Raw genomic sequence first — 22,997 nt, 5'->3', positions numbered from 1 at the left:
TCGAATCTCCCCCCTTGAGGGGGAGATGGCCGGCAGGCCAGAAGGGGTCGGTTCGGTTGGCGCGACGCGGTCCGGCATTTCGAAGAAAAAGAAAGTTGGCGTTCCACGCGAGACGACCCCCTCTGTCGCCTTCGGCGACCCTCCCCCTCAAGGGGGGGAGATTCTCCCATGAAAGTCCTCGTCCTCCATGCGCATCCGGTGGAGACCAGCTTCAATGCCGGTCTGCACCGCGCGATCGTCGAGCGGCTGACGGCGGCCGGCCATGACGTCGATGACTGCGACCTCTATGCCGAGGATTTCGACCCCAGGCTGACGCGCGGGGAGAGGCTGGACTATCACAACCAGCGCAGCCCCGCGGACCCGGCCGCACCCTATGTCGAGCGCCTGCTCAAGGCCGAGGCGCTGGTGCTGTCCTACCCCGTCTGGAATTATGGCTTTCCGGCCATCCTGAAAGGCTTTTTCGACCGCGTCTTCCTGCCTGGAGTGTCGTTCAAGCTGGTCGACGGCAAGGCGCAGCCGTCGCTGCACAACATCGGCAAGCTCGCGGCGATAACCACCTATGGCGGCAGCCGGTTCCGCGCCATGCTGATGGGCGATCCGCCACGCCGGCTGGTCAAGCGGATGCTGCGCGCGACGATCAAGCCCGGCGCTTCCGTGTCCTATCTCGCGCATTATTCGATGAACCTGTCGACCAATGAGACGCGGGCGGCCTTCATGGCCAAGGTCGCGGCCGGGATGGATGAATTCTGATGCGCGTGCTGGTGGTCTATTGCCATCCGGTGCCCGAAAGTTTTTGCGCGGCCATCCGCGACACAGCGGTCGACGTGCTGAAGGCCCGTGATTGGGAGGTTCGGGTGCTCGACCTCTATGCGGAAAAGTTCGATCCGGTGATGGGAAGCGAGGAGCGGCGCGTCTACAATGACCGCGCGCCTCAGGATCCCGCGCTGAAGCCGCATTTCGAGCATCTCGCCTGGGCGCAGGCGATCCTCTTCATATACCCGACCTGGTGGTACGGCCTTCCGGCGATGCTGAAGGGCTGGCTCGACCGGGTGTGGGCGACCGATGTCGCCTTCAAGCTGCCGGCGGGCAAGGGACGGATCCAGTCGCTGATGACCCATGTCACCAAGGTCGGCGTCATCACCACCTGCGGCGCGCCGACCTGGTGGAGCGTCGTCGTCGGCCAGCCCGGCCGCAAGACCTTGCTTCGCGGCATGCGCGCGCTGTGCGCTCGCCGCTGCCGGACGTTTTTCCTGGCGCATTACCTGATGGATGCCTCGACGCCGAAAAGCCGGGCAGCGTTTCTGGGGAAGGTGCGGGCGAAGCTTGAGCGGTTTTGAGGTTAGCCTTCTTCGCCCCGTTTACGGGGAGAAGATGCCGGCAGGCAGATGAGGGGCAGAGCGAACTTTCGAATGCTAGCGCCGCCCCTCATCCGGCCCTTCGGGCCACCTTCTCCCCGTGAACGGGGAGAAGGAAGAGGGCGCGCTACATCTTCGTCCGTTCCGCCTTCGGGTCGTACATCGGCTTCAGCGAGGCCTCGGCCGCAAAACGCTCGCCGGCGATCTCGATCTCGTAGGATGAGGAAAGCACGTCCGCCTCGCTCTCGCCCTTGCTTGGCACATAACCCAACCCAATTGCGCTGCCAAGATAATGGCCGTAATTGCCTGAGGTGATCGGGCCGACGATCTTGCCGTCGCGCAGGATTGCCTCATTGTGGAAGAGCAGGGGCTCCGGGTCTTTCAGGCGGAACTGCACCAGCCGGCGTGACAGGCCGGCGTCCTTTTTCTTGAGCACGGCGTCGCGGCCGATGAAGTCGCCCTTGGCGGTCTTGACCGCAAAGCCGAGGCCGGCTTCCAGCACATTGTCCTCGTCGGTGATGTCGTGGCCGAAATGGCGGAAGGCCTTTTCGATGCGACAGGAATCCAGCGTATGCAGGCCGCAGAGTTTCAGGCCGACATCCGCGCCGGCCTCGTCGATCGCCTCGAAGACGTGCGCTGCCTGATCGGTCGAGACATAGAGTTCCCAGCCGAGTTCGCCGACATAGGTGACGCGGTGGGCGCGGGCGAGGCCCATGCCGATCTCGATTTCCTGGAAGGTGCCGAACGGATTGTTCTCGTTGGAGAAATCGTTGGGGCTGACCTTCTGGATCAACTTCCGCGCATCCGGCCCCATCAGGCAGAGCACGCTTTCAGCTGCGGTCACATCGGTGATGACGACAAATTCCTCGCCGACATGCCGGCGCAGCCAGGCGAGGTCGCGCTGCAGCGTGGCGCCGGGAACGACGAGGAAATAGGTTGTCTCCGACAGGCGCGACACGGTCAGATCGCTTTCGATGCCGCCGCGCTGGTTGAGCATCTGGGTATAGACGATCTTGCCCGGCGCCACGTCCATGTCGTTGGCGCAGAGTCTTTGCAGGAAGGCGCAGGCGTCGCGGCCCTCGACGCGGATCTTGCCAAACGAGGTCATGTCGAACAGACCGACCCCGTTGCGGACCGCCAGGTGCTCCTCGCGCTGGTTGCCGAACCAGTTCTGCCGCTTCCAGGAATAGCGGTATTCGCGCTCCTGTCCCTCCCGGGCGAACCAGTTGGCGCGCTCCCAGCCGGCGACCTCGCCGAACACGGCGCCGCGCGCCTTCAGATGTTCGTGCAGCGGCGAGCGCCTGACATTGCGCGACGTCGCCATCTGCCGGTAAGGAAAATGGTCGGCATAGAGAAGGCCGAGCGTTTCGGAGACGCGCTCCCTGAGATAGCGGCGGTTCTTCTGGAACGGCTGGGCGCGGCGGATGTCGACTTCCCAGAGATCGAACGGCGCCTCGCCATCGTTGATCCATTGCGCTAGCGCCATGCCGGCGCCGCCGGAGGAGACGATGCCGATCGAGTTATAGCCGGTCGCCATCCAATATCCCGATAACTCCGGCGCCTCGCCGAGATAGTAGCGGTCGTCCGGGGTAAAGCTTTCGGGGCCGTTGAAGAAGGTATGGATGCCGGCTGTCGCCAGCATCGGCATGCGGTTGACGCCCATTTCGAGGATCGGCTCGAAGTGCTCCATGTCCTCGGGCAACTGGTCGAAGCAGAAATCCTCGCGGATGCCGTCCATGCCCCAGGGTTTGGCCACCGGCTCGAAGGCGCCGAGCATCATCTTGCCGGCATCTTCCTTGTAGTAGGCGCATTCGTCGGGAACGCGCAGCACCGGCAGGCGACCGAGGCCGGTGATGGGCTCGGTGACGAGGTAAAAATGCTCGCAGGCATGCAGTGGGATGGTGACGCCGTTCTGTGCGCCGAGCTCACGCGCCCACATGCCGGCGCAGTTGACGACGATGTCGGCCTCGATCGTGCCCTGGTCCTCGCCTTGCGCCCACGACACGCCGGTGACGCGGCCGGCCCTGGTGTGGACCTTGGTGACCTTCACATTCTCGACGATGGTAGCGCCGCGCTGGCGGGCGCCCTTGGCCAGCGCCATGGCGATGTTGGCGGGATCGCACTGGCCGTCGAGCGGCAGGTGCACGGCGCCGACGACATCGGCCACGTTGAGATGCGGATACATCTGTTTGACTTCGTTCGGCGAAATCTCGCGCACATCGACATCGAAGGCGCGAGCCAGAGATGCCTGCCGGTAGATCTCGTGCTTGCGCTCCTCGGTCAGCGCCACGGTGATCGAGCCGACCTGGCGCATGCCGGTGCCAACTTCGGTCTCGGCCTCGAGCTTGACGTAGAGGTCGGCCGAATACTTCGCCAGCCGCGTCATGTTCTGCGAGCCGCGCAACTGGCCGATCAGGCCCGCGGCATGCCAGGTCGTGCCCGATGTGAGCTGCTTGCGTTCGAGCAGCACGATGTCGGTCCAGCCGAGCTTGGCCAGATGATAGGCGACCGAACAGCCGGAAACGCCGCCACCGATGATGACCGCCCTCGCTTTACCAGGAATGGCTTTGGTCGGGACTGTCTTGGTCATGCGGCCTCGCGGCGATAGCTGGATGCGAAGCGGCGCAGGCGTAGTGCTGCCTCCTTAAGAACCGGTTCAGGCTGGCAGAGGCTGATGCGGATATGGCCCGCGGCGGCATGGCCGAAGCTGGAGCCAGGCATGACGCCGACATTCTCCTTGTCGAGAAAAGCCCAGGCGAATTTCTCGTCGTCGGGCTCGACGGCAGAGATGTCCAGCATGACATACATGCCGCCCTCAGAGCCGTGCACGCTGACATTGTTCATGCCGCGCACCGCATCGAGCAGGACGGTACGCCGGGCCGCATAGCGTTCGGCAATTTCCTTGACGCCGTAGCGGTTCTCCAGCGCCTCGGCGCATGCGATCGAGATGAAGGCCGGCAGGCCGTAGGTCGTCACCAGGTTGAGGTTGGTCAACAGCGTGATCATCTCAGCCGGGCCGGTCAGCCAGCCCATGCGCCAACCGGTCATGCCATGGCTCTTGGACATGGAATTGATGACCAGCGTGCGCTCGGCCATCCCGGGCAGGCCGCGGGGCGAGATGTGCTCGCCACCGCCCAGCGTCCAGTAGACCTCGTCCGACAAAAGCCAGAGATCATGCTCGCGGCAGATTTCGGCCAGTTCCTCCAGCCGCTCGCGCGAATAGACAGCACCGGTCGGATTGTTGGGCGTGTTGATCAGGATGGCGCGCGTGTTGGGCTTCAGTGCCGCGCGGATCCTGTCGGCGCGTGGCTGGAAGCCGTCCTCGGCTGGGGTCTCTACTACGGTGAAGCTGGCGCCGGCGGCGCTGAACGTGTTGGGGTAGGTGGCGTAGTAGGGCGCCACGACGATGGCGTGGTCGCCCTGGTCGAGCACGGCCTGCACGGCGGCGTAAAGTGCTGCCTGGCCGCCTGGGGTGGCGATCACCTGGTCGGGGCCGGTCTCGATGCCGGTGCAGGCGGTCGATGCCGCCGCCATTGCCCTGCGCAGGCGCGGAACACCGGGAAGCGGGGTGTAGTGGTGATTGCTGCCGCGCACCGCCGTCACGCAGGCTTCGATCGTCTGGCTCGGCGTGTCGAAATCATGGTCGCCGACCGACAGCATGATGATGTCCTGGCCGGCCTCCTTGCGGGCCCAGGCCTCGGTGTGAACCTCCCAGCCATCCTTGCCTGAAGGCACGATGCCGGAAATGCGCTTTGACGGTCTGGGCATCATTGAACTCCCGAAATCTGGTAACCGGCCTGTTCGAGCCGGTCACGCAAGGCAGCGATGTGGGCAGGGCCGACTTCGCAGCATCCGCCGACGATGCTGGCGCCGGCCCCGACCCAGCCGAGCGCCTGGTCGGCATAGGCATCAGGACCAAGGTCGTGGCGGGCGTGCAGCACATCGACGGTGCCGCCATGCTTGAGCGCTTCGGTAGAGGTGAAGCCGTTGGCATAGGCGCCGACCGGGCCGCCGAGATCGATCAACTCGGGCAGTGCCGCGGCGATCGCTTCGGGCCGACAGCAATTGACCAGCCGTGCTGCGAGCTGCAGGCCGTCGAGTGCACGGGAGGCCGTGGCGATCGCTTCGCCGCTTCGCAGGCGCGGGGTACCGTGGTCAGCCAGCGTCCATGACACCCAGACCGGCTTGCCGCTTTCCGATGCCGCCGTGACGGCCGCGCGCGCTTCATCGGCGGAGGCCATGGTTTCGCACAGAAAGAGATCGACGCCGTCCACCTGCTCGGCAACGATGCGGCGGTAGATGTCGAGTGTGTCCTGATAGGAAATGGTCAGTGCCGGCGCATAGCTGCCGAACAGCGGCGACAGGCAGCCGGCGATGGTTGCCTCTCCGGCTTGCTCGCAAGCTTGCCTTGCAAGCTCGATGCCGCGCTTCTGCAGCGGCTTGAACAGTTCCTCCGCGCCCTCGCGCGCCAGCCGCTCCGGCGTGGCCGAATAGGTGTTGATGGTAATGACGCGCGCGCCGGCACGGATGAATTCCGCATGCAGGTCGCGCACCAGATCCGGTTCGTCGATCAGCACCCTGGCCGACCACAGCGGCGTCGGCTCGGATTTGCTGCGGCGGACCAGCTCCTGGCCCATACCGCCATCGGTGAGAATAACAGTCTTCACGCCCGCAGCCTCTCGTTCTTCGGATCCCACAGCGGCTCATCCTTCTGCACGACCGCCTTGAAGCGGTCGCCGAAGATTTCAATCTCGATGGCGGTATCGGGCTCAGCCAGGTCGGCGCGCAGCATGCCGAGCGCGATCGACTTGTCGATACGATGACCCCAGCCGCCCGAGGTCGTCTCGCCGACGATCTTGCCGTCATGCCACAGTGTCGACACCGACGGCGCGTCGCAATCGCCGGGGTTTTCGACGACCAGGGTGACGAAGCGCTTCTTCACGCCTTGCTGCTTCTCGTTTTGCAAGGCTGCCTTGCCGCGGAAGTCGGGCTTGTCCCATTTGACGAAGCGCTCGAGCCCGCCCTGCAGGATCGTGTAGTCGGTCGACAGGTCTCCCTTCCAGGTGCGGTAGCCTTTTTCGAGACGCAGCGAATCCAGCGCATACATGCCGAACGGTTTCAGCCCATGTTTTTGTCCCGCCGCCCAGACGGCATCGAAGATGGCGGCGGTGTCTTCCACCTTGGTGTGGATTTCCCAGCCGAGTTCGCCGGCAAAGGAGACGCGCACAAGCTTCGCCCAACGGTCGGCGATCGTGGTTTCCTGATGCGTCAGCCAGGGCAGCGAGAGATCCGCGTCGCAGACCTCGGCCAGGATCTCGCGGGAGTTGGGACCGGCGAGGATTTGCGTCGAATAGTCTTCGGTCCTGTCGGTGAGCGTGAAAGCCGCGTCCCTCGGCATGCGCAACTTCAGACATTCGAAATCGTGCCACTGCGCTACCGCCGCGGTGATCAGCGTCATCTGCTCTTCGGCATGGCGCACCACCGACATCTCGGTGACGATGCGGCCCTTGTCGTCGGCGAAATAGACGAGGCCGATGCGGCCGGGCTTGGGCACCAGGCCGGTGACCTGCAGCGCCAGCCATTCGGCTGCGCCAGGGCCTTCGAGGTTGAAGCGCGAGAAGCCGGGCAGGTCCAAGATGCCGGCGGCATCGCGCACCACCAGACACTCCTCGCGGACGCGGTGTTGCCAGGGTCCGTCGCGGCGGAAGGTGAGCGTCGCTTCCTCGGACGTGTCATCGCCCGGCTGCGCATACCAGGTGGCGCGCTCCCAGCCATTGTAAGCGTCAAACTGGGCGCCGAGCGCCTTGATGCGATCGTGGATCGGGGACAGCTTGCGGTCGCGGCCTGCCGGCCAGGCGTGGCGCGGGAACTGGATGGCGTATTCGTTGCCGTAGATCTCCATGCCCTTGGCGACGCTGTAGTCTTGTGCGGCGGCAAAGGCGGTGAAACGGCGCGGATCGCAGGACCACATGTCCCATTCGGTCTGGCCCTGCGTCACCCATTCGGCCAGCACCTTGCCGGCGCCGCCGCCCTGCGCGATGCCGAAGGTGAAGACGCAGGCCTCGAAAGCGTTGGGGACGCCCGGCATCGGCCCGATCAGCGGGTTGCCGTCCGGCGCGTAGGGGATCGGTCCGTTGATGACCTTGGACAGGCCGGCAGTGCCGAGGATCGGTACGCGGGCGACGGCGTCGGCGAGATAGTGCTCGAGACGGTCGAGATCGTCGGGGAACAGCTGGAAGGAAAAATCCTCCGGCATCGGATCGTTATGCGTCGCCCAATGCGCGCGGCAATTGCGCTCATAGGGGCCGAGGTTCATGCCGTTCTTTTCCTGGCGCAGATAGTAGGAGGTGTCGACGTCGCGCAGCAACGGCAGCTTCTTGCCCTGTTCCTTCGACCAGGCCATCAGTTCGGGGATTTCCTCGAACAACATGTACTGATGGCTCATCACCATCATCGGCACGTCGCGGCCGAACATTTTGCCGACTTCAGCGGCACGGTAGCCGGCGGCGTTGATGACGATCTCGCAGCGGATCTCGCCCTGCGGCGTCTCGACCACCCACTCGTCATTCTCGCGGCGCACGCCTGACACGGGGCAGAAGCGGACGATCTTGGCGCCCATGTCGCGCGCGCCCTTGGCCAACGCCTGCGTCAACTGTGCCGGATCGATATCGCCGTCGCTCGGGTCGTAGAGCGCGCCCTTGAGATCATGCGTTTCGATAAAGGGGTAGCGGCGCTTGATCTCGTCGGGGCCGACAATGTCGATGTCCATGCCCTGGTAGCGGCCCATGCCCTTGGCGCGCTGGAATTCCTGCATGCGCTCCTTTGAGTGGGCGAGCCGCAGCGAGCCGGTGACGTGATAGTTCATGGGATAGTCGACCGCGTCGGCGAGACCGCGATAGAGCTCGGTCGAATAGCGCTGCATGTTCATCAGCGACCAGGAGGACGAAAAGGTCGGCACATTGCCGGCGGCATGCCAGGTCGAGCCCGATGTCAGTTCGTTCTTTTCCAAGAGCACGCAGTCGGTCCAGCCCGCGTTGCAAAGGTGGTAGAGCGAGGAGGTGCCGACGACACCGCCTCCGATGATCACCACGCGTGCCGTGGTCGGCAAACCGGCCATATCAACCCCCTCATTCAATAAACAGGTGGTGAAACCACCCAGATGACCACGGCCGGCTCGGTGCCGGGATTGCGCCAGCGGTACGGCTTGCGCTCGAAGCGGAAGGAATCGCCTTCGACTAGACGGTGCCAGACGCCGGCGATCTCGATCTCGAAAATGCCCGAGGCGATGTAGCCGGCTTCCTCGGTCGGCCGCAGCTGCTCGCTCTTCATCTCCGCGCCCGGCGCGAAGATCGAGCGCACCATCTCGAAACTACCGCCGAGATCGGGCGATAGAAGCTCCTCCACCAGGCCGGATTCGCTTGTGCCAAGCGTGCGCCGGCTGCCTGCGCGCACGACAACGCCGCGCTCCTTCTCGATCGGCACATCGTGGCTGAAGAACAGGCTGAGCGGCACGCCGAACAGGTCGGCGAAGGCCCTGAGGTCGCCGAGTGAAGGGATCGACAGCCCGCGCTCGACCTGGCTGACCCAGCCGACTGAGCGGCCTAGCTTCAGCGCGATCTCGGCCAGCGTCAGCCCGCGCGCCTTGCGTAGCGCACGGATATCGCTCGCCAACAGGCGCTCGTCAGGTCCCTGCAATGTTCCTGTTATAGCTGGGGGCAAAACGCTCACATGATGAAAATCTGAAAGTGAATTTCATGAGAGGCCACGCTCGTGAAAAAATCAAGGGGATTTTCATGAGGCCACAAGATTTGCTTGCACGATTTTGACGGTTCATGCAAAGGCTCGGCCACGAAAGGCGGGTGTGGGGACGTCCGGTCGGCGACCAAGGATTGAAATCTGCGCAAGGTCTTCTCCGATAGCCGCAACGGCTCTCCGGGTATGCGCAAAGGGACGGCCCATGTTGGAAAAGAACGCCCTGAGCGCTGAGGAAGCCGCTGTTGTCGACGAGGCGATCCTGACGCGTCGCTCCGTGCGCGCGTTTCTGCCCGATATGGTCGATGATGAGACGATCCGCGCCATCCTGTCCGTCGCCGCGCGGGCGCCTTCGGGCACCAACATGCAGCCCTGGCGCGTCTATGTGACCAAGGGCGAGGTCAAGCAGCAGATCACGGACGCCATTCTCAATTCCGGCATTCGCGCCGAAAAGGCCGATTGGGACGAGTATCGCTATTATCCCACCCAGTTCTTCGAGCCTTATCTCACTCGCCGGCGCGCCAACGGCTTCGGGCTCTACGGCGCGCTCGGCATCGGCCGCCGCGAGGTCGACAAGATGCGCGCCCAGCACGACCGCAACTTCGTCTTCTTCGATGCGCCGGTCGGCATGATCTTCACCATCGACCGGCGGCTGAACCAGGGCTCGTGGATCGACTACGGCATGTTTTTGCAGAACATCATGGTGGCGGCGCGGGGCAGGGGCCTGCACACCTGCCCGCAGGCGGCCTTTGCGCCCTATCACCGGCAGATCCGGCCGGTGCTCAACATTCCCGACGAGGAGATCGTCGTCTGCGGCATGGCGCTCGGCCATGAGGACACGTCCAAGCCCGAAAACGACTTCCGCACCGATCGCGTGCCGCTGGAAGAGTGGGTGACGTTCAGCGAGTAAGGCGAGCTTCGGCTTACTGGTTCTAGTCTACGCCCAATTGCGCGCCGTGGCCGCTGACATGGGCGCCGTCCTGCGGCGTCAGCTTGAGATAGGCAATCAGCGCGCACAGCGTGATGACGCCCTCGACCACGAACAGGATGCGGAAATCGTTGGTCACGGCCGGCCCGCCGCCGGCCAGGAACGACAGCAGTGCAGCTGCCAGGCCGACGCTGATCGCCACCGCCAGCTGCCAGCGAATGTAGTAGGGGGCGCTGAAGCGGGCGAGTTGGTCGGGCGCAATGTCGGAATAGGCGAGATTGCCCGTCGAAGCCCATTGCGCCGAGCGCAGAACACCGAAGGCGAAGATATAGGCAAGCACGATCCAGACCGGCGTGGTTGCCTCTATCAAGGCGAAGCCCGCAACCATGGCGGCGACGATCGGCGTGTTGACGACCAGCACGCGGCGAAAGCCGAAGCGGTTGAGCAGGGGCGGCATGAAGACACGCATGATCAGCGAGCCGATCGCCGCGACGAAGGTCAGCGAGCCCGCCTGCACCGCGCTCATGCCGAAGCCGAGCTGGAACATCAGCGGCAGCAGGAAGACGACGGAGCTGAGACCAATCGTGTCCAGCCCGCCGCCGGTGAGGAAGGAGATGCGGAAGGTGCGGATGCGCAAGAGTTTCAGGTCAAGCAAAGGGTTGCGGGCACGCAGGCAGTAGAAGGAGGCAACCATCAGGATAACGATCGCCAGCGATAGCTCGGCCGCGATCATGCTGCCGGTGGCATCCTTGGCGGCAAGCGAATCCATGCCGAAGACCAGCAGGACCATGCCGGTGCCGACCAGCAGGAAACCCGGAAAATCGAACGGCGTGCGCACCGGTTTGGTGACCGTCGGAAACAGCGAGGCGGCAAGGACAGCCGCCGCCAGCGCGAACGGTACGTTGATGAAGAAGATCCAGCGCCAGGAGATGTAGGTGGTCAGCGCGCCGCCGACGAGCGGCCCCACAAGCGGTCCGGACTGTCCGGCGAGCGATATATACATGTTGATCTTCAGCGTCCGGCTGCGCGGGAAGGTCGACAGGATGACGACCTGGCCGAGCGTCCCCATCAGGGCGCCGCCGAACCCTTGCAGCGCGCGGGCGCCGACCAGCGTCCAGATGTCGTTGGACAGCCCGCAGAGCGCCGATGACGCCGCGAACACCAGCAAGGCGAAGCAGTAGACATTGCGCAGGCCGAAGCGGTCGGCGGCCCAGCCGCCGAGCGGCATCGAGATGATCAGGCTGGCGACATAGACGGTGATCAGCAGGCCGAGCTGGCTGGGCGGGCGGCCGAGGCTTTCGCTGATACCGGGCAGCGCGGTGACCACGACATTCTGGTCGAGGCTGGTCATGAACACGCCGCAGGCGACCGTCAGCGGCAGTAGGAGCAAGGCTCTGGCCGACACATCGGCGCGATCCGTGGCGCCGGCGGATAGTTCTGCGGTCATGGGGATGTTCGAACCAAACGACTATGCCGACTCTGAGACGGGATTTCTTGATCCCTTGGACCGGTTGGGCGGTCACATCTTCTACCATGGGCGCACGCGGCAGGATTCTCTAGCGGCAGAACCGGCTGGCCTTGATGCCAGAACGGCTATTCGGCCACCTACTGCACCTCGTAGCCGACTTCCTCACTGGCGTGACAAAGCGCCTTCCAGAACGAACGGGCGAAGGAGCGGAAGACATAGATGTCGAACTGGTCGGCGCCGGTGCGCTGGATCTGGGCGAAGACGTCGTGATGCGTGGTCGAGCGGCCGGCGCCGACGGGGAAGGCGGGCAGCGCGAAGTCGATGGCGAAGAATTTCGCCAGCACCCATTCGGCCTTCGGCCCGGCGATGCGGATGGCGGTGCGGCCATGCGACAGGTCGGTGACGGTGCCAACGGCCGGGGTGACGGTCTTGGCAAAGGCCGAAGCCAGCCCCTCGGCTTCATCGACGACCGTGAATTTTCCGGGCGCGAAGCCGAATACGGCCTTGCCGTCCTTCGCGACACCGCCGCCGGCGCCATCGGGCAGAGCGAGGCCGGTGACACTGCGGATAGCGGCCATGAGCTTCTTCTCCTCGCCCGGCCATGCGGCGAGCTGGAGGATCGAGCCCGGCCTGGTCTCGGTCAGGATGACATCGACGCCATGCTCGAAATTGCCATGCGAGCCCGGATGAAATACCGGCTCGAGCGGCGAAAGGCGTTCGGGTGATTGGCGCTCAGCCATGCATGCGGCTCCCGTCCGGGTCGTAGAAATGGTTGGAGACGATCTCGACCGGCCCGAAACGCTTGCGCAGCGGATCGGAAACGAAGGCGCGCGTGCCGTGCCGCGCCTTGCCGCCCTCGACCAGCGCCAGCGCGATGTGCTTGCCCAGCGCCGGTGAGTAGCAGCAGGCGGTGATGTGGCCGAGCGAATCGTGCGGGTTGGCCTCGTCCAGCTCCGCCACGATGTGGGCGCCGCCGTTGAGCGGCAGATTGTCTAGCGAGACCAGGCCGACCAGCTGCAGCCGGTCGGGCGCGATCAGGCCTTCGCGGTCCATCATCGCCGAGCCAATGAACGGCTTCTTCTTCGACAGCATCCAGTCGAGATGCAGGTCGCGCGCCGTGGTGCGGCCGTCGATCTCGGCGCCGGTGACGTGGCCCTTTTCGATACGCATCGTGCCCAGCGCCTCCAGCCCATAGGTGACTAGGCCGAACGGCTTGCCGGCTTCGACCAGCGCTTCCCAGACATGGGTGCCGTGGCCGGCGCCGGAATAGACCTCGAAGGCCATCTCGCCGGAGAAAGACAGCCGGCAAATCATCACCGGAACGCCGGCAATTTGCCCGTGCACGATGCCCATGAAGGGCAGGGCTGTGTTGTCGACGGCAGTGCCGGTGACGCAGGCGGCAAGGATAGCCCGCGCCTTCGGCCCGCCGATGGCGGCACCCGCCCATTCGTCGGTCACCGAGGTGACGTGCACCTTGAGATCCGGCCAGATGACGTCGAGGAAATATTCCAGATGCTGCATCACCTTGCCGGCGTTGGCCGTGGTGGTGGTCATCAGGAAATCCTGTTCGGCGAGCCGCCAGGTGGTGCCGTCATCGAAGGCGAGGCCATCCTCGCGCAGCATGAGCCCATAGCGGGCCTTGCCGACGGCAAGCGTGGAAAACATGTTGGTGTAGACGCGGTCGAGGAATTCGGCCGCATCCGGTCCCTGCACGGCGATCTTGCCCAGCGTCGAGACATCGACGATGCCGGCACTTTCGCGCGTCGCCTTGGCTTCGCGGACATAGGCCTGCTCGATCGTTTCGCCGGCATGGCCGTAGATCATCGGCCGGAACCAGAGGCCGGCCGAATACATCGTCGCGCCATTGGCCAAATGCCAGTCATGCATCGGCGTTAGCCGCTCTGGCTTCAAATCGCCGAAACGTTCGGCGGCGAGCGAGCCGATCGACACCGCCGAATAGGGCGGACGGAAGCGCGTCGTGCCGACTTCCGGGATCGGTTTGCCCAGCGCCTCGGCCATGATGGCGAGGCCCGGAACATTGGAGTTCTTGCCCTGGTCGGTCGCCATGCCGAGCGTGGTGTAACGCTTCAAATGCTCGACCGAGACAAAGCCTTCGCGATGCGCCAGCCGCACGTCCTCGGCGGTCACGTCATGCTGGAAGTCGACAAAGCTTTTGCCTTTCGCCCTGATCTCGAACACCGGCGCCGGATTGGGATCCCCAGGGGCTGCTTCGACATCGGGCAAGGCTGCCGGCGCGCTTGCGCCGCCTGCCGCGGACAGGCCGGCGGCGCGGCCCTCATTGATGGCCTCGACGGTCGAAAAGCTGCCGTTGAAAGCGCCGGCGCCGATCCAGCGCTGTTGCGTTGGCTTCGGCGGCAGGAAGGCCTGGCGGTCGGCGTTCCATTCTGCCCTGGCGCCAGCCTGGCTGGCGAGATGGATGGTCGGCGACCAGCCGCCCGACATCAGCAGGCAATCGGCGTGGATGCTGCGGGCGTCTCCGCTCAGCGTGCCGGAGTTCATGTCGAAGCGCTGCACCTTGAGACCGGAGAGCGCCTTGCCGCCCTCGGTGGCGACCACGGCATGGCCGGAGAGGATTTCGGCTTCGGCCTCGGTGGCCAGGCTGCGCATCTCAGAGGAAAGCTCGGGGCGCACGTCGACGATGGCGACAATAGCCGCGCCGGCCTCCTTCAGCGCCAGCGCCGAGCGATAGGCGGCGTCATTGTTGGTGAACAGCGCGATCCTGTCGCCGGGCAGAACGCCATAGTCATTGGCGTAGCGCTCTCCGGCATGCGCCAGCATTACGCCCGGCCGGTCATTGCCGGGGAACACCAGCGGCCGTTCGAACGAGCCGGTGGCCAGCACCACCGTTTTGGCGCGGATCGCCCAGTAGCGATGGCGCGGCTCGCCCTTCCCAGGCACTTCCTTGTGGTCGGTGACGCGCTCGAGCGCGGCCAGTGTGTTGCCGTCATAATAGCCCCACACCGTGGTGCGCGGCAGGAGGCGGACCGTGTCGTGGCCTTCGAGCTGGCTGACGGTGCGCGCCGCCCAGTCGGCAGCCGGCGCGCCGTCGATGGTCTCGCCCGACCAGTTGGCCGAGCCGCCGAAACGCGGCTCGAGTTCGGCCAGGATGACGCGCGCGCCCTGATCGGCTGCGGCCTTTGCAGCCGATAGGCCGGCCGGGCCGGAGCCGACCACCAGCACATCGCAAAACGCGTTCATGCGCTCGTAGCGCGAAGTGTCGGCGGCAATGCCGGCTCTGCCGAGACCAGCGGCGCGGCGAATGAAATGCTCGCAGAACATCCAGAAGCGGGTGCCTTTGAGCGGGCCGAAGACCGGACCCATGAAGGTCTTGTAGTAGAAGCCGGCGGCCAGGATCTTGCCGCCGAGCTGATTGATGGCGTTGACGTCCCAGGCGAGCGAGGGAAAGCGGTTCTGGCTGACGGCCACCAGCCCGTCATAGATCTCGACCATGGTTGCGGCGATGTTCGGCTCGCGGACTTCGCCGCGCAGCACCGTCACCAGCGCGTTCGGCTCCTCGACGCCGGCGGACAGCAGGCCGCGCGGGCGGTGGTATTTGAACGAGCGCCCGAACAGCGTGACGCCGTTGGCGAGCAGCGCCGAAGCCAGCGTGTCGCCGGCATGGCCGGTGTAAGGCGTGCCGTCAAATGTGAAGCGGATGGTGCGCAGCCGGTCGATGCGGCCGCCGGTTTCGGTGCGGCGCGGGCTCACGACTTGCCCCCCGCCTTGTGCCGGGCGGCGGCATTGTGGTCGCCGCGCGCGAAACTGGTGCTGGAAATCTCGTGCGTGACCGTGTTGCGCACCATCCGCAGATGGGTGCGGCAACCGCCGGAGTGCTGCCAGATCTCATTGTGGTCGCCGGCCGGGTTCAGCCGGTCGTAGACATAGGCGTTCCAGGCGTCGAGATCCTGCGAGTTGGGCTGCGGGCGCTCGCGGTTGCCGTCGCCCTGATAGGTGAATTCGATGACGTCGCGCGGGCCGCAATAGGGACAGGTGATAAGCATTTGTTTGAACCCTAGTGCAGCCGGGGCGTTGCGCCCTGGCCTTTGTCGTCGATCACCAGCCCGCGGTAGAAGCGGTCGAGCGTGAAGGGCGCGTTGAAGTCGTGCGGCTCGTCCTTGGCGATGGTGTAGGCAAAGCACCAGCCCGAGGCCGGCGTCGCCTTGAAGCCGCCATAGCACCAGCCGCAGTTGAGATACATGCCCGGCAGCGGCCCGGTGGTGATGATCGGCGAGCCGTCCATCGACATGTCGCAGACGCCGCCCCAGGAGCGCAGCATGCGCACACGGGCAAGGCCGGGAAACAGCGCCAGCATCTCGCTCATCACCTCGTCGACGATGGGAAGATTGCCGCGTTGGGCGTAGCTGTTGTAGCCGTCGATGTCGCCGCCATAGACGAGGCCGCCCTTGTCGGACTGAGACATATAGAAATGACCCATGCCGAAGGTCAGCACCGTATCGATGAAGGGTTTTAGCGATTCGGTGACGAAGGCCTGCAGTACATGGCTCTCGATCGGCATCCTGTCGACGCCGGCAAGCTGCATCACCCGTCCGGTGCTGCCGGCAACCGCCACGGCAACCTTCTTGCCGCGGATTTCGCCGCGCGTCGTCTGCACGCCGGTGATGCGGTCGCCATCGCGCAGGAAGCCGGTGACCTCGCAATTCTCGATGATGTCGACGCCGCGCCGATCGGCGCCGCGCGCATAGCCCCATGCAACAGCATCGTGGCGGGCGGTGCCGGCGCGCGGCTGCATCAGCCCGCCGACGATGGGAAAGCGCGCCGAGGCCGAAACGTCCAGCGCCGGCACCAGCCGCTTGATTTCGGCGGTGCTCATCAGTTCGGCGTCGACGCCGAGATGCCGCATGGCGTTGCCGCGCCTGGCATAGTCGTCGAACTGGGCGGGCGTGTGGGCAAGGTTCAGGCAGCCGCGCTGCGAGAACATGACGTTGTAGTTGAGGTCGTGCGACAGGTTCTCCCACATCTTCATCGAATGTTCGTAGAAGCGGGTGTTGGAGGGCAGCAGGTAGTTGGAGCGCACGGCGGTGGTGTTGCGGCCGACATTGCCGGAACCCAGCCAGCCCTTCTCAAGCACCGCGACATTGGTGATGCCGTGCTCCTTGGCCAGGTAATAGGCCGTCGACAGGCCATGGCCGCCGCCGCCGATGATGATGACGTCGTAGGAAGCCTTGGGGTCCGGCTTGCGCCAGGCCGGCTTCCAGTCCTGGTTTCCCTTGAGCGCGTTCGTGAGAAGCGAAAGGGCTGAATACTCCGCCATTCTTCATGCCATCCTTGGTGCGATGCGGCAGACTATAGAGCAGGCGGCGGGCGCAAAGCCAAGATTGCGCCATGGCTTTTCGACTGGCCGACTCCGCGATGCGATGGCTTGCCCCGCGATATAGCCGTCTTTATCAAGGACAGGGTTTTTGAATGCCTTTGCCGCCCGTGAGTCGCCAATAGTCATGCTTTTGAGATTGCTTCGCCTCATTTTGGCTTTCACGCTGATCATTTCGGCGTCGCCTTCGTTCGAGGCGATGGCGCAGGCGCTGGGCCAGGGCTCCGCCGGCTTGATCACCGATCAGCAGAAGGTCATCCAGGGCCTGACGGCCAAGACCGACGGTCTCGAGAAGAAATTACAGCAGGACGGCCAGGACGATGCCTCCCTAGTCGATATCCGTCTGCAGCTGGAGGATCTGTCGCGGGCGGCGCTGACCAGTGCGCTGGCGTTCCGTTCGCGGCTCACCGACATCAACAATCGCATCGAAGTTCTGGGTCCGCCGCCGGCGGCGGGCCAGCCGCAGGAGCCCGACATCGTGACCGGCGAGCGCCAGGCGCTGGCATCGGAAAAGGCCGAGATCAACGCGGTCGTCGCCAGCGCCCAGAACCTGTCAATCCGCATCAGCGGGCTGATCGACAGGATCGGCAATATGCGCAGCGAGCAGTTCCGCAACTTTTTGACCAAGCACTACGCACTGTCCGACGCGCTGAGCCCGCAGGTATTCTCCGACGCTCAGGACGAATACGCCAACTTTTACAAAGCGGTGTCGTCCTGGCTGAGCTTCGCTTTCAAGTTCAAGTTCAAGGCCATCCTCGCGGCGACCTTCACGTCGCTGGCTCTGGCCGCGATCCTGCTGGTAGGTGGACGCCGCCTGTTCGGGCGCATCTTCGAAGCCGATCCGTCGGTCGAGGACCCCACCTATCTCAGCCGCCTGTCGGTGGCGTTCTGGTCGACCTTGCTGCCGACGCTGGCGGTTGGCGCCTTCCTCGTTTCGACTGTCTTTCTATACAATTATTACAATGTCCTGCGCGGCGACATCGGCGTCTTCCTCAACGCGCTGGCTGCCGTCATCGCGGTGGTGTTCTGCGTCAACCGCCTGACCAATGCTGCGCTGGAGCCACGGATGCCGAACTGGCGCCTGATCCAGGTCGAGACCGGCCCGGCGCGCTGGCTGGTGCGGCTGACGACGGCCATGGCGGTCGTCATCGGCGTCAACAACTTTCTGTCGATAGTCAACGACAAGATGGGTTCGCCATTGTCGCTGACCATCGCCAGAAGTTTTGTCGCCACCCTCATCGTCGGCGTCATCCTGATTCTGATGGCGTTGCTGAGGCCGTACAAGGGCACCGACGGAAGCTGGCGCCCGTGGCCGGCTTGGCTACGCTACACATCCGTTGCGCTGGGCCTATCCACGATTACGGCGGCGCTCTTCGGTTATATCGGCCTTGCAATCTTCGTCTCGCTGCAGGTCGTGGTCACCGGCACCATCCTGGTCACCGCCTATATCGGCTTCCTGTCGGCGCGCGAGATCGGCGAGGAGGGCGGTTTCGCCGGCACCTCGATCGGGCGCTGGCTGTCGACCAATGCCGGCTACGAGGACACCGCGCTCGACCAGCTCGGCCTGGTGGTCAGCGTCGCCATCAACCTGATGATCGTTCTGGTGTTCCTGCCTCTGATCCTCTTTATGTGGGGGTTCCAGCCCGGCGACATCCAGGCTTGGGCCTACAAGCTGGCGACAGGCATCACCATCGGCTCGGTAACGATTTCGGTCACCGGCATCCTCAGCGGCATCGTGGTCTTCATCATCGGCTATTTTCTGACCCGCTGGTTCCAGGGTTGGCTCGACGGCTCGGTGATGGCGCGCGGCAAGGTCGATACCGGCGTGCGCAATTCGATCCGGCTGGCGGTCGGCTATGCCGGCGTCGCCGTTGCCGGCCTCGTCGGCATCTCGGCGGCGGGTATCGATCTCTCCAACCTGGCGCTCGTTGCCGGCGCACTTTCCCTCGGTATCGGTTTTGGCCTGCAGAATGTCGTCTCCAACTTCGTGTCCGGCCTGATCCTGCTGGCCGAGCGGCCATTCAAGGTCGGCGACTGGATCGTCGCCGGCGACACCTCAGGCACCGTCAAGAAGATCAGCGTGCGCGCCACTGAGATCGAGACCTTCCAGCGGCAATCGGTGATCCTGCCCAACTCGAACCTGATCAACAACGCCGTCGGCAACTGGACGCACCGCAACAAGCTGGGGCGTGTGGAGATCAAGGTCGGCGTCGCCTATGGCAGCGACGTCAAGCGGGTGCACGCCATCCTGGTCGAGATCGCCCGCGGCCATCCGCTGGTGCTGAAGAACCCGGAGCCGTTCGTGCTGTTCACCAATTTCGGTGCGGCAGCCCTTGAGTTCGAGATCCGCGTGTTTCTTGCCGATGTGCTGAACGGGGCCATCGTGCAGAACGATATCCGCTTTGCCGTGCTCGATGCGTTTGGCGCCGAGCACATAGAAATCCCCTCGACGCCGCGCGCGGAGGTCAAGGTCAAGCAAACCGAGGCATGGCCGCTCGACGACGACAAGATCGAAGTCGAATTCGCCGAGAAGGAGCAGGCGGAGGCCGAAGCCGCCGCCGAGAAGGCGCGCCTGGCCAAATCGGGCCGCAAGGCACGCAAACCCGATCCAAGCTAGGGCCCGGGCTCCTCCCAAACCAATTGCGGCATGAATGCGGCATTCAGTTGCGGTTCAGCTTGCATCTCATATAAGCTCACATGCAAAGGCGAGAATGCCTTGCCAAATGCAACAGAGGCGGTGTGGAAACACCGATATTGCAAAATGTGGAAGTCGCTTGTCGTCGCCATCGCTCTTACCGCAGCGAGTGGCTCGGCCTTTGCCGCCAGCGCGGTCAACAAGGACGCTGAGACCCGTACGCTGATCGTGACGGAAGGCGGTGGCAAGACGGAGCTGGCGCTGGCCGCCGGCGAGACCGTGGAATTCTGCCCCAACGGCTGTTTCGTCACCTTGCCCAATGGTGACCTCGAGGCCCTGACCGGCTCGGAAACGGTCGAAATTTCGGGTGGCGTCGCTCGCATCAAGTAAAGTCGGCGGGCAGTTCTTGCAAAGGCCGGGCAAATGCCCGGCCTTTTATTGTTGGTGGTAGTGATTGCTTAACAATGACGCGGGAAATATCGTCGCGCCTACCAGATGCAACCAGGCGTTTTAACGTTCACTACGCCGTTCCGCCGCTATACCCTTACGAAGACGCCGAAACACGGCGCGACGGGTTTATAAGCAGGACAGGACAGACATGGATGCGCGGTCGGAAAAGAACGCAATCCCGCTTGCGGTCGACCTCGACGGCACGCTGATTGCGACCGACCTTTTGTGGGAAGGCCTGTTCATCCTTCTCAAGAAGAATCCGCTCTATATCTTCCTGGTTCCGTTCTGGCTGGCCGCCGGCCCGGTGCGGCTGAAGCAAGCCATCGCCGACCGCATCGACATCGATCCGGCCTCGCTGCCCTATCGCGAAGGACTTCTGCAGCGCCTACGGGCTGAGCATGCCGACGGCCGCAAGATCGTGATGGCGACCGGTACGCCACGCAAGTTCGCCGAGGCGATTGCCGCCCATCTGGGCATCTTCGACTATGTGCTGGCGACTGACGGTCCACACAACATGACCTCAGGCCGCAAGCGCGACGCGCTCATCGCCGCCTATGGCGATGGCGGTTTCGACTATGCTGGTAACAGCCGTCACGATCTCAAGGTTTTCGAAGCCGCGTGCGACGCCATCGTCGTGGCGCCCGACCGCCACGCGAAGCGCTGGCAGACGGCGCATAGCGCCGAAATGGTGCCTGCGCCAAAAAGGACATTGAAGACATTCGTCAAGATGCTGCGGATGCATCAGTGGCTGAAGAATTCGCTGATCGCGGTGCCGATGGTGCTGTCGCACGAATACTTCAACGCCAACATGATCTGGCAATGCATGCTGGCGTTCGTCTCCTTCAGTGCGGTGGCTTCGGCCATCTACATCCTCAACGATTTCTTCGACCTTGCGCTCGACCGCAAGCACCCGACCAAACATAACCGGCCGTTCGCCAGCGGTGCGCTGTCGATCCCGTTCGGCCTCGGCGCGATGGCCGCCCTGTTGGCGATCGGCATCGCCGCCGGGCTGCTGCTGCCGATTGAGTTCCTGGGTGTGCTCGCCGGCTATATCGTGGTGACGACGGCCTATTCGCTGTCGTTCAAGCGCATGCTTCTGGTCGACGTGCTGACGCTGGCCGGCCTCTACACGGTGCGCGTGCTGGCAGGCGCTGCGGCGACCGGCGTCGAGGTATCGTTCTGGCTGCTCGCCTTCTCGATTTTCTTCTTCCTGTCGCTGGCGCTGGTGAAGCGCTATGTCGAACTGCGCACCACGGCCATTCCGGTGGGCGAGCGCATTGCCGGGCGCGGCTACCGCATCGAAGACCAGGAGATCGTCGCCCAGGCTGGCATGGCGTCGGCCTTCTCCTCGGCGCTGGTGCTGGCGCTCTACATGGACAGCGCCGCCGTGCGCGAACTCTATCCGCATCCCTGGCTGGTCTGGCCGCTGGCGCCGATCGTGCTGTATTTGACCATGCGCGTCTGGATCCTGGCGCGCCGCGACGAGATGAACGACGATCCCGTCGTCTTCATCATCCGCGACTGGCGCAGCCAGATCATCGTGGCGATCGGCGCAGCACTGCTGGTCGCCGGAGGCTGGTAGGCATGGCGGGCGAACGGTTCCAGAGTTTCGGCCGCGCCACGCCGGCCGCAAAGCGAACCATCGCGGCCGATACGGCTGTTGAGCTGATGAAGAGCGGCAAGGCGAAGGCAAACGGCTTGCTCGCCTACGGCAACGGTCGCTCCTACGGCGATTCCTGTCAGAACGACGCCGGCGCGGTCGTCGATATGCGGCCGCTGAACCGTATCGGCGCCTTCAATGCCGAGACCGGCCTGCTCGAGGCCGAAGCCGGTGTGTTGCTGTCCGACATCATTGCGCACGCCGCACCCTACGGCTTCTTTCCGGCGGTGGTTCCGGGCACCCAGTTCGTGACCCTTGGCGGCGCCATCGCCAACGATGTCCACGGCAAGAACCATCATCGGCGCGGCACCTTTGGTTGCCATGTCGAATCGCTGACGCTGCTGCGCTCCGACGGGCGGACCTACACCTGCTCGGCAACCGACAATGCCCGGCTGTTTGCGGCGACGATTGGCGGCATGGGGCTGACCGGCCTGATCCTGTCGGCCTCGATCCGGCTGATGCGGGTGCCTTCGCTCGACATCGTCGAGACGGCAGCGCGGTTTGCCGATCTCGGTGAATTCTTCGAACTGGCGGAGGCCGCCGACCAGGCCAATGAATATGCCGTCGCCTGGATCGACCAGCTGGCCGGCGGCCATGGCCGCCGACGCGGTTTGTTGTTGACCGGCAATCATGCCGAACATGGCTCGCATGCGGCGTCTCGCGCCGGCTCGCGCCTTTCGGTGCCGATCCAGCCGCCTTTCAATGTGCTCAACCGGCCGTTCCTGACTGCCTTCAACGCCGCCTACCGGTGGAAGAAAGGTCGCTCATCAGAACCGCGCCAAACCGGCTATCAGGGCTTTTTCTTTCCGCTCGACGGCATCGGTGACTGGAACCGGCTCTATGGCCCCAAAGGTCTCTACCAGCACCAGAGCGTGGTGCCGGAAAATGCCGCGCGCCAGACCGTGCCGGCGTTGCTCGACGCGGCACGGCGGGCAGGGCAGGGCTCCTTCCTCACCGTGCTGAAGCGCTTCGGGTCGATCCGCTCGCCGGGTCTGCTGTCATTTCCGCGGCCCGGCTTCACGCTGACGCTCGATTTCCCCAATCGCGGCGGCAGGACGCTGGCACTGCTTGGCGAACTCGACAGCATCACGGTTGCGGCCGGCGGCGCGGTCAACCCTTACAAGGATGCGCGCATGAGCGCGGAGACTTTCGCCGCCTCCTTCCCGGATTGGCAGCGGTTGGAAGCGCTGCGCGACCCGGCGTTCATGTCCAGTTTCTGGCTGCGGACAGCGAAAAAACTCGCCATGCGGCTGGGGCGCGTCGAGGCGGCGGAACAGGTAGAATTCGAATAGTTTATGGTAAATAGACCGTAAATTCCAGGGTAATTCAAACATTGCCGTGGCTTCACGAAATGTTTGCAGGTTGGTAGTAGGACCGTGCCAAGTGGCGGATGGAAAAT

At 64.3% G+C, this 22,997-nt stretch carries 17 protein-coding genes; 7 read left to right on the top strand and 10 right to left on the bottom strand.

Annotation, left to right across the window (positions count from 1 at the left end; genetic code table 11):
- The first annotated feature begins 168 nt into the window (after positions 1-168).
- Both FJV77_RS02255 and FJV77_RS02250 read left to right on the top strand, forming a co-directional pair.
- Complete coding sequence (locus FJV77_RS02255) at positions 169-750, top strand: NAD(P)H-dependent oxidoreductase (protein WP_142865222.1); 582 nt, start codon at positions 169-171, stop codon at positions 748-750.
- Entirely contained in the window at positions 750-1,337 is a 588-nt protein-coding gene (locus tag FJV77_RS02250; RefSeq protein ID WP_142865221.1) for an NAD(P)H-dependent oxidoreductase, read from the top strand. The genes FJV77_RS02255 and FJV77_RS02250 overlap by 1 nt, the downstream gene beginning before the upstream one ends.
- 145 nt (positions 1,338-1,482) lie before the next feature.
- On the opposite strand, the gene FJV77_RS02245 is transcribed toward FJV77_RS02250, so the two are convergent.
- From FJV77_RS02245 to FJV77_RS02225, 5 genes are read right to left on the bottom strand one after another with little or no spacing between them, the layout of a single operon-like run.
- Positions 1,483-3,945, bottom strand: a complete 2,463-nt coding sequence (locus tag FJV77_RS02245; RefSeq protein ID WP_142865220.1) for an FAD-dependent oxidoreductase — start codon at positions 3,943-3,945, stop codon at positions 1,483-1,485.
- Positions 3,942-5,123: a pyridoxal phosphate-dependent aminotransferase gene (locus tag FJV77_RS02240; protein WP_142865219.1), complete on the bottom strand. Its 1,182-nt coding sequence runs from the start codon at positions 5,121-5,123 to the stop codon at positions 3,942-3,944. Before FJV77_RS02240 ends, FJV77_RS02245 begins: the two co-directional genes overlap by 4 nt.
- Entirely contained in the window at positions 5,123-6,022 is a 900-nt protein-coding gene (locus FJV77_RS02235) for a homocysteine S-methyltransferase family protein (RefSeq protein ID WP_142865218.1), read from the bottom strand. The genes FJV77_RS02240 and FJV77_RS02235 overlap by 1 nt, the downstream gene beginning before the upstream one ends.
- On the bottom strand, positions 6,019-8,472 hold the full coding sequence (locus FJV77_RS02230) for an FAD-dependent oxidoreductase (protein ID WP_142865217.1): 2,454 nt from the start codon (positions 8,470-8,472) through the stop codon (positions 6,019-6,021). The genes FJV77_RS02235 and FJV77_RS02230 overlap by 4 nt, the downstream gene beginning before the upstream one ends.
- A 14-nt stretch (positions 8,473-8,486) precedes the next feature.
- Positions 8,487-9,029 carry an XRE family transcriptional regulator gene (locus FJV77_RS02225; protein WP_185970177.1) on the bottom strand — a complete coding sequence of 181 codons (543 nt, stop codon included), beginning with the start codon at positions 9,027-9,029 and terminating at the stop codon, positions 8,487-8,489.
- 283 nt (positions 9,030-9,312) lie between these two features.
- On the opposite strand from FJV77_RS02225, the gene FJV77_RS02220 reads away from it, so the two are divergent.
- Positions 9,313-10,017: a nitroreductase gene (locus FJV77_RS02220; protein ID WP_142865215.1), complete on the top strand. Its 705-nt coding sequence runs from the start codon at positions 9,313-9,315 to the stop codon at positions 10,015-10,017.
- 22 nt (positions 10,018-10,039) lie between these two features.
- On the opposite strand, the gene FJV77_RS02215 is transcribed toward FJV77_RS02220, so the two are convergent.
- The 5 genes from FJV77_RS02215 to FJV77_RS02195 all read right to left on the bottom strand — a co-directional run bounded on the left by FJV77_RS02215 (position 10,040) and on the right by FJV77_RS02195 (position 16,796).
- Positions 10,040-11,482, bottom strand: a complete 1,443-nt coding sequence (locus FJV77_RS02215; RefSeq protein WP_142865214.1) for an MFS transporter — start codon at positions 11,480-11,482, stop codon at positions 10,040-10,042.
- A gap of 158 nt (positions 11,483-11,640) precedes the next feature.
- A complete protein-coding gene (locus FJV77_RS02210) occupies positions 11,641-12,243 on the bottom strand; it encodes a sarcosine oxidase subunit gamma (protein WP_142865213.1) in 603 nt (200 codons plus the stop codon).
- Positions 12,236-15,232, bottom strand: a complete 2,997-nt coding sequence (locus tag FJV77_RS02205) for a sarcosine oxidase subunit alpha (protein WP_142865212.1) — start codon at positions 15,230-15,232, stop codon at positions 12,236-12,238. The genes FJV77_RS02210 and FJV77_RS02205 overlap by 8 nt, the downstream gene beginning before the upstream one ends.
- The gene (locus FJV77_RS02200) at positions 15,229-15,525 is read right to left on the bottom strand and encodes a sarcosine oxidase subunit delta (RefSeq protein WP_142865211.1); all 297 of its coding nucleotides are present in this window, start codon (positions 15,523-15,525) and stop codon (positions 15,229-15,231) included. Before FJV77_RS02200 ends, FJV77_RS02205 begins: the two co-directional genes overlap by 4 nt.
- A gap of 11 nt (positions 15,526-15,536) precedes the next feature.
- Positions 15,537-16,796 (bottom strand): sarcosine oxidase subunit beta, encoded by a 1,260-nt coding sequence (locus FJV77_RS02195; RefSeq protein WP_142865210.1) that lies wholly within the window; start codon positions 16,794-16,796, stop codon positions 15,537-15,539.
- A 184-nt stretch (positions 16,797-16,980) separates the two neighbouring features.
- Between FJV77_RS02195 and FJV77_RS02190 the strand changes: the two genes are divergently transcribed.
- The 4 genes from FJV77_RS02190 to FJV77_RS02175 all read left to right on the top strand — a co-directional run bounded on the left by FJV77_RS02190 (position 16,981) and on the right by FJV77_RS02175 (position 22,890).
- Positions 16,981-19,470: a mechanosensitive ion channel family protein gene (locus FJV77_RS02190; protein WP_142865209.1), complete on the top strand. Its 2,490-nt coding sequence runs from the start codon at positions 16,981-16,983 to the stop codon at positions 19,468-19,470.
- Between the two features lie 144 nt (positions 19,471-19,614).
- Positions 19,615-19,878 (top strand): hypothetical protein, encoded by a 264-nt coding sequence (locus FJV77_RS02185; protein WP_023670370.1) that lies wholly within the window; start codon positions 19,615-19,617, stop codon positions 19,876-19,878.
- 208 nt (positions 19,879-20,086) lie between these two features.
- Complete coding sequence (locus FJV77_RS02180; protein ID WP_142865208.1) at positions 20,087-21,520, top strand: UbiA family prenyltransferase; 1,434 nt, start codon at positions 20,087-20,089, stop codon at positions 21,518-21,520.
- Positions 21,521-21,522: 2 nt separating this feature from the next.
- The gene (locus tag FJV77_RS02175; protein ID WP_142865207.1) at positions 21,523-22,890 is read left to right on the top strand and encodes an FAD-binding oxidoreductase; all 1,368 of its coding nucleotides are present in this window, start codon (positions 21,523-21,525) and stop codon (positions 22,888-22,890) included.
- The last annotated feature ends 107 nt before the right edge of the window (positions 22,891-22,997 follow it).

The organism is Mesorhizobium sp. WSM4306, from assembly GCF_007003975.1.
GTDB lineage: Bacteria > Pseudomonadota > Alphaproteobacteria > Rhizobiales > Rhizobiaceae > Mesorhizobium.
This window is presented reverse-complemented; position numbering and strand designations above follow the sequence as displayed.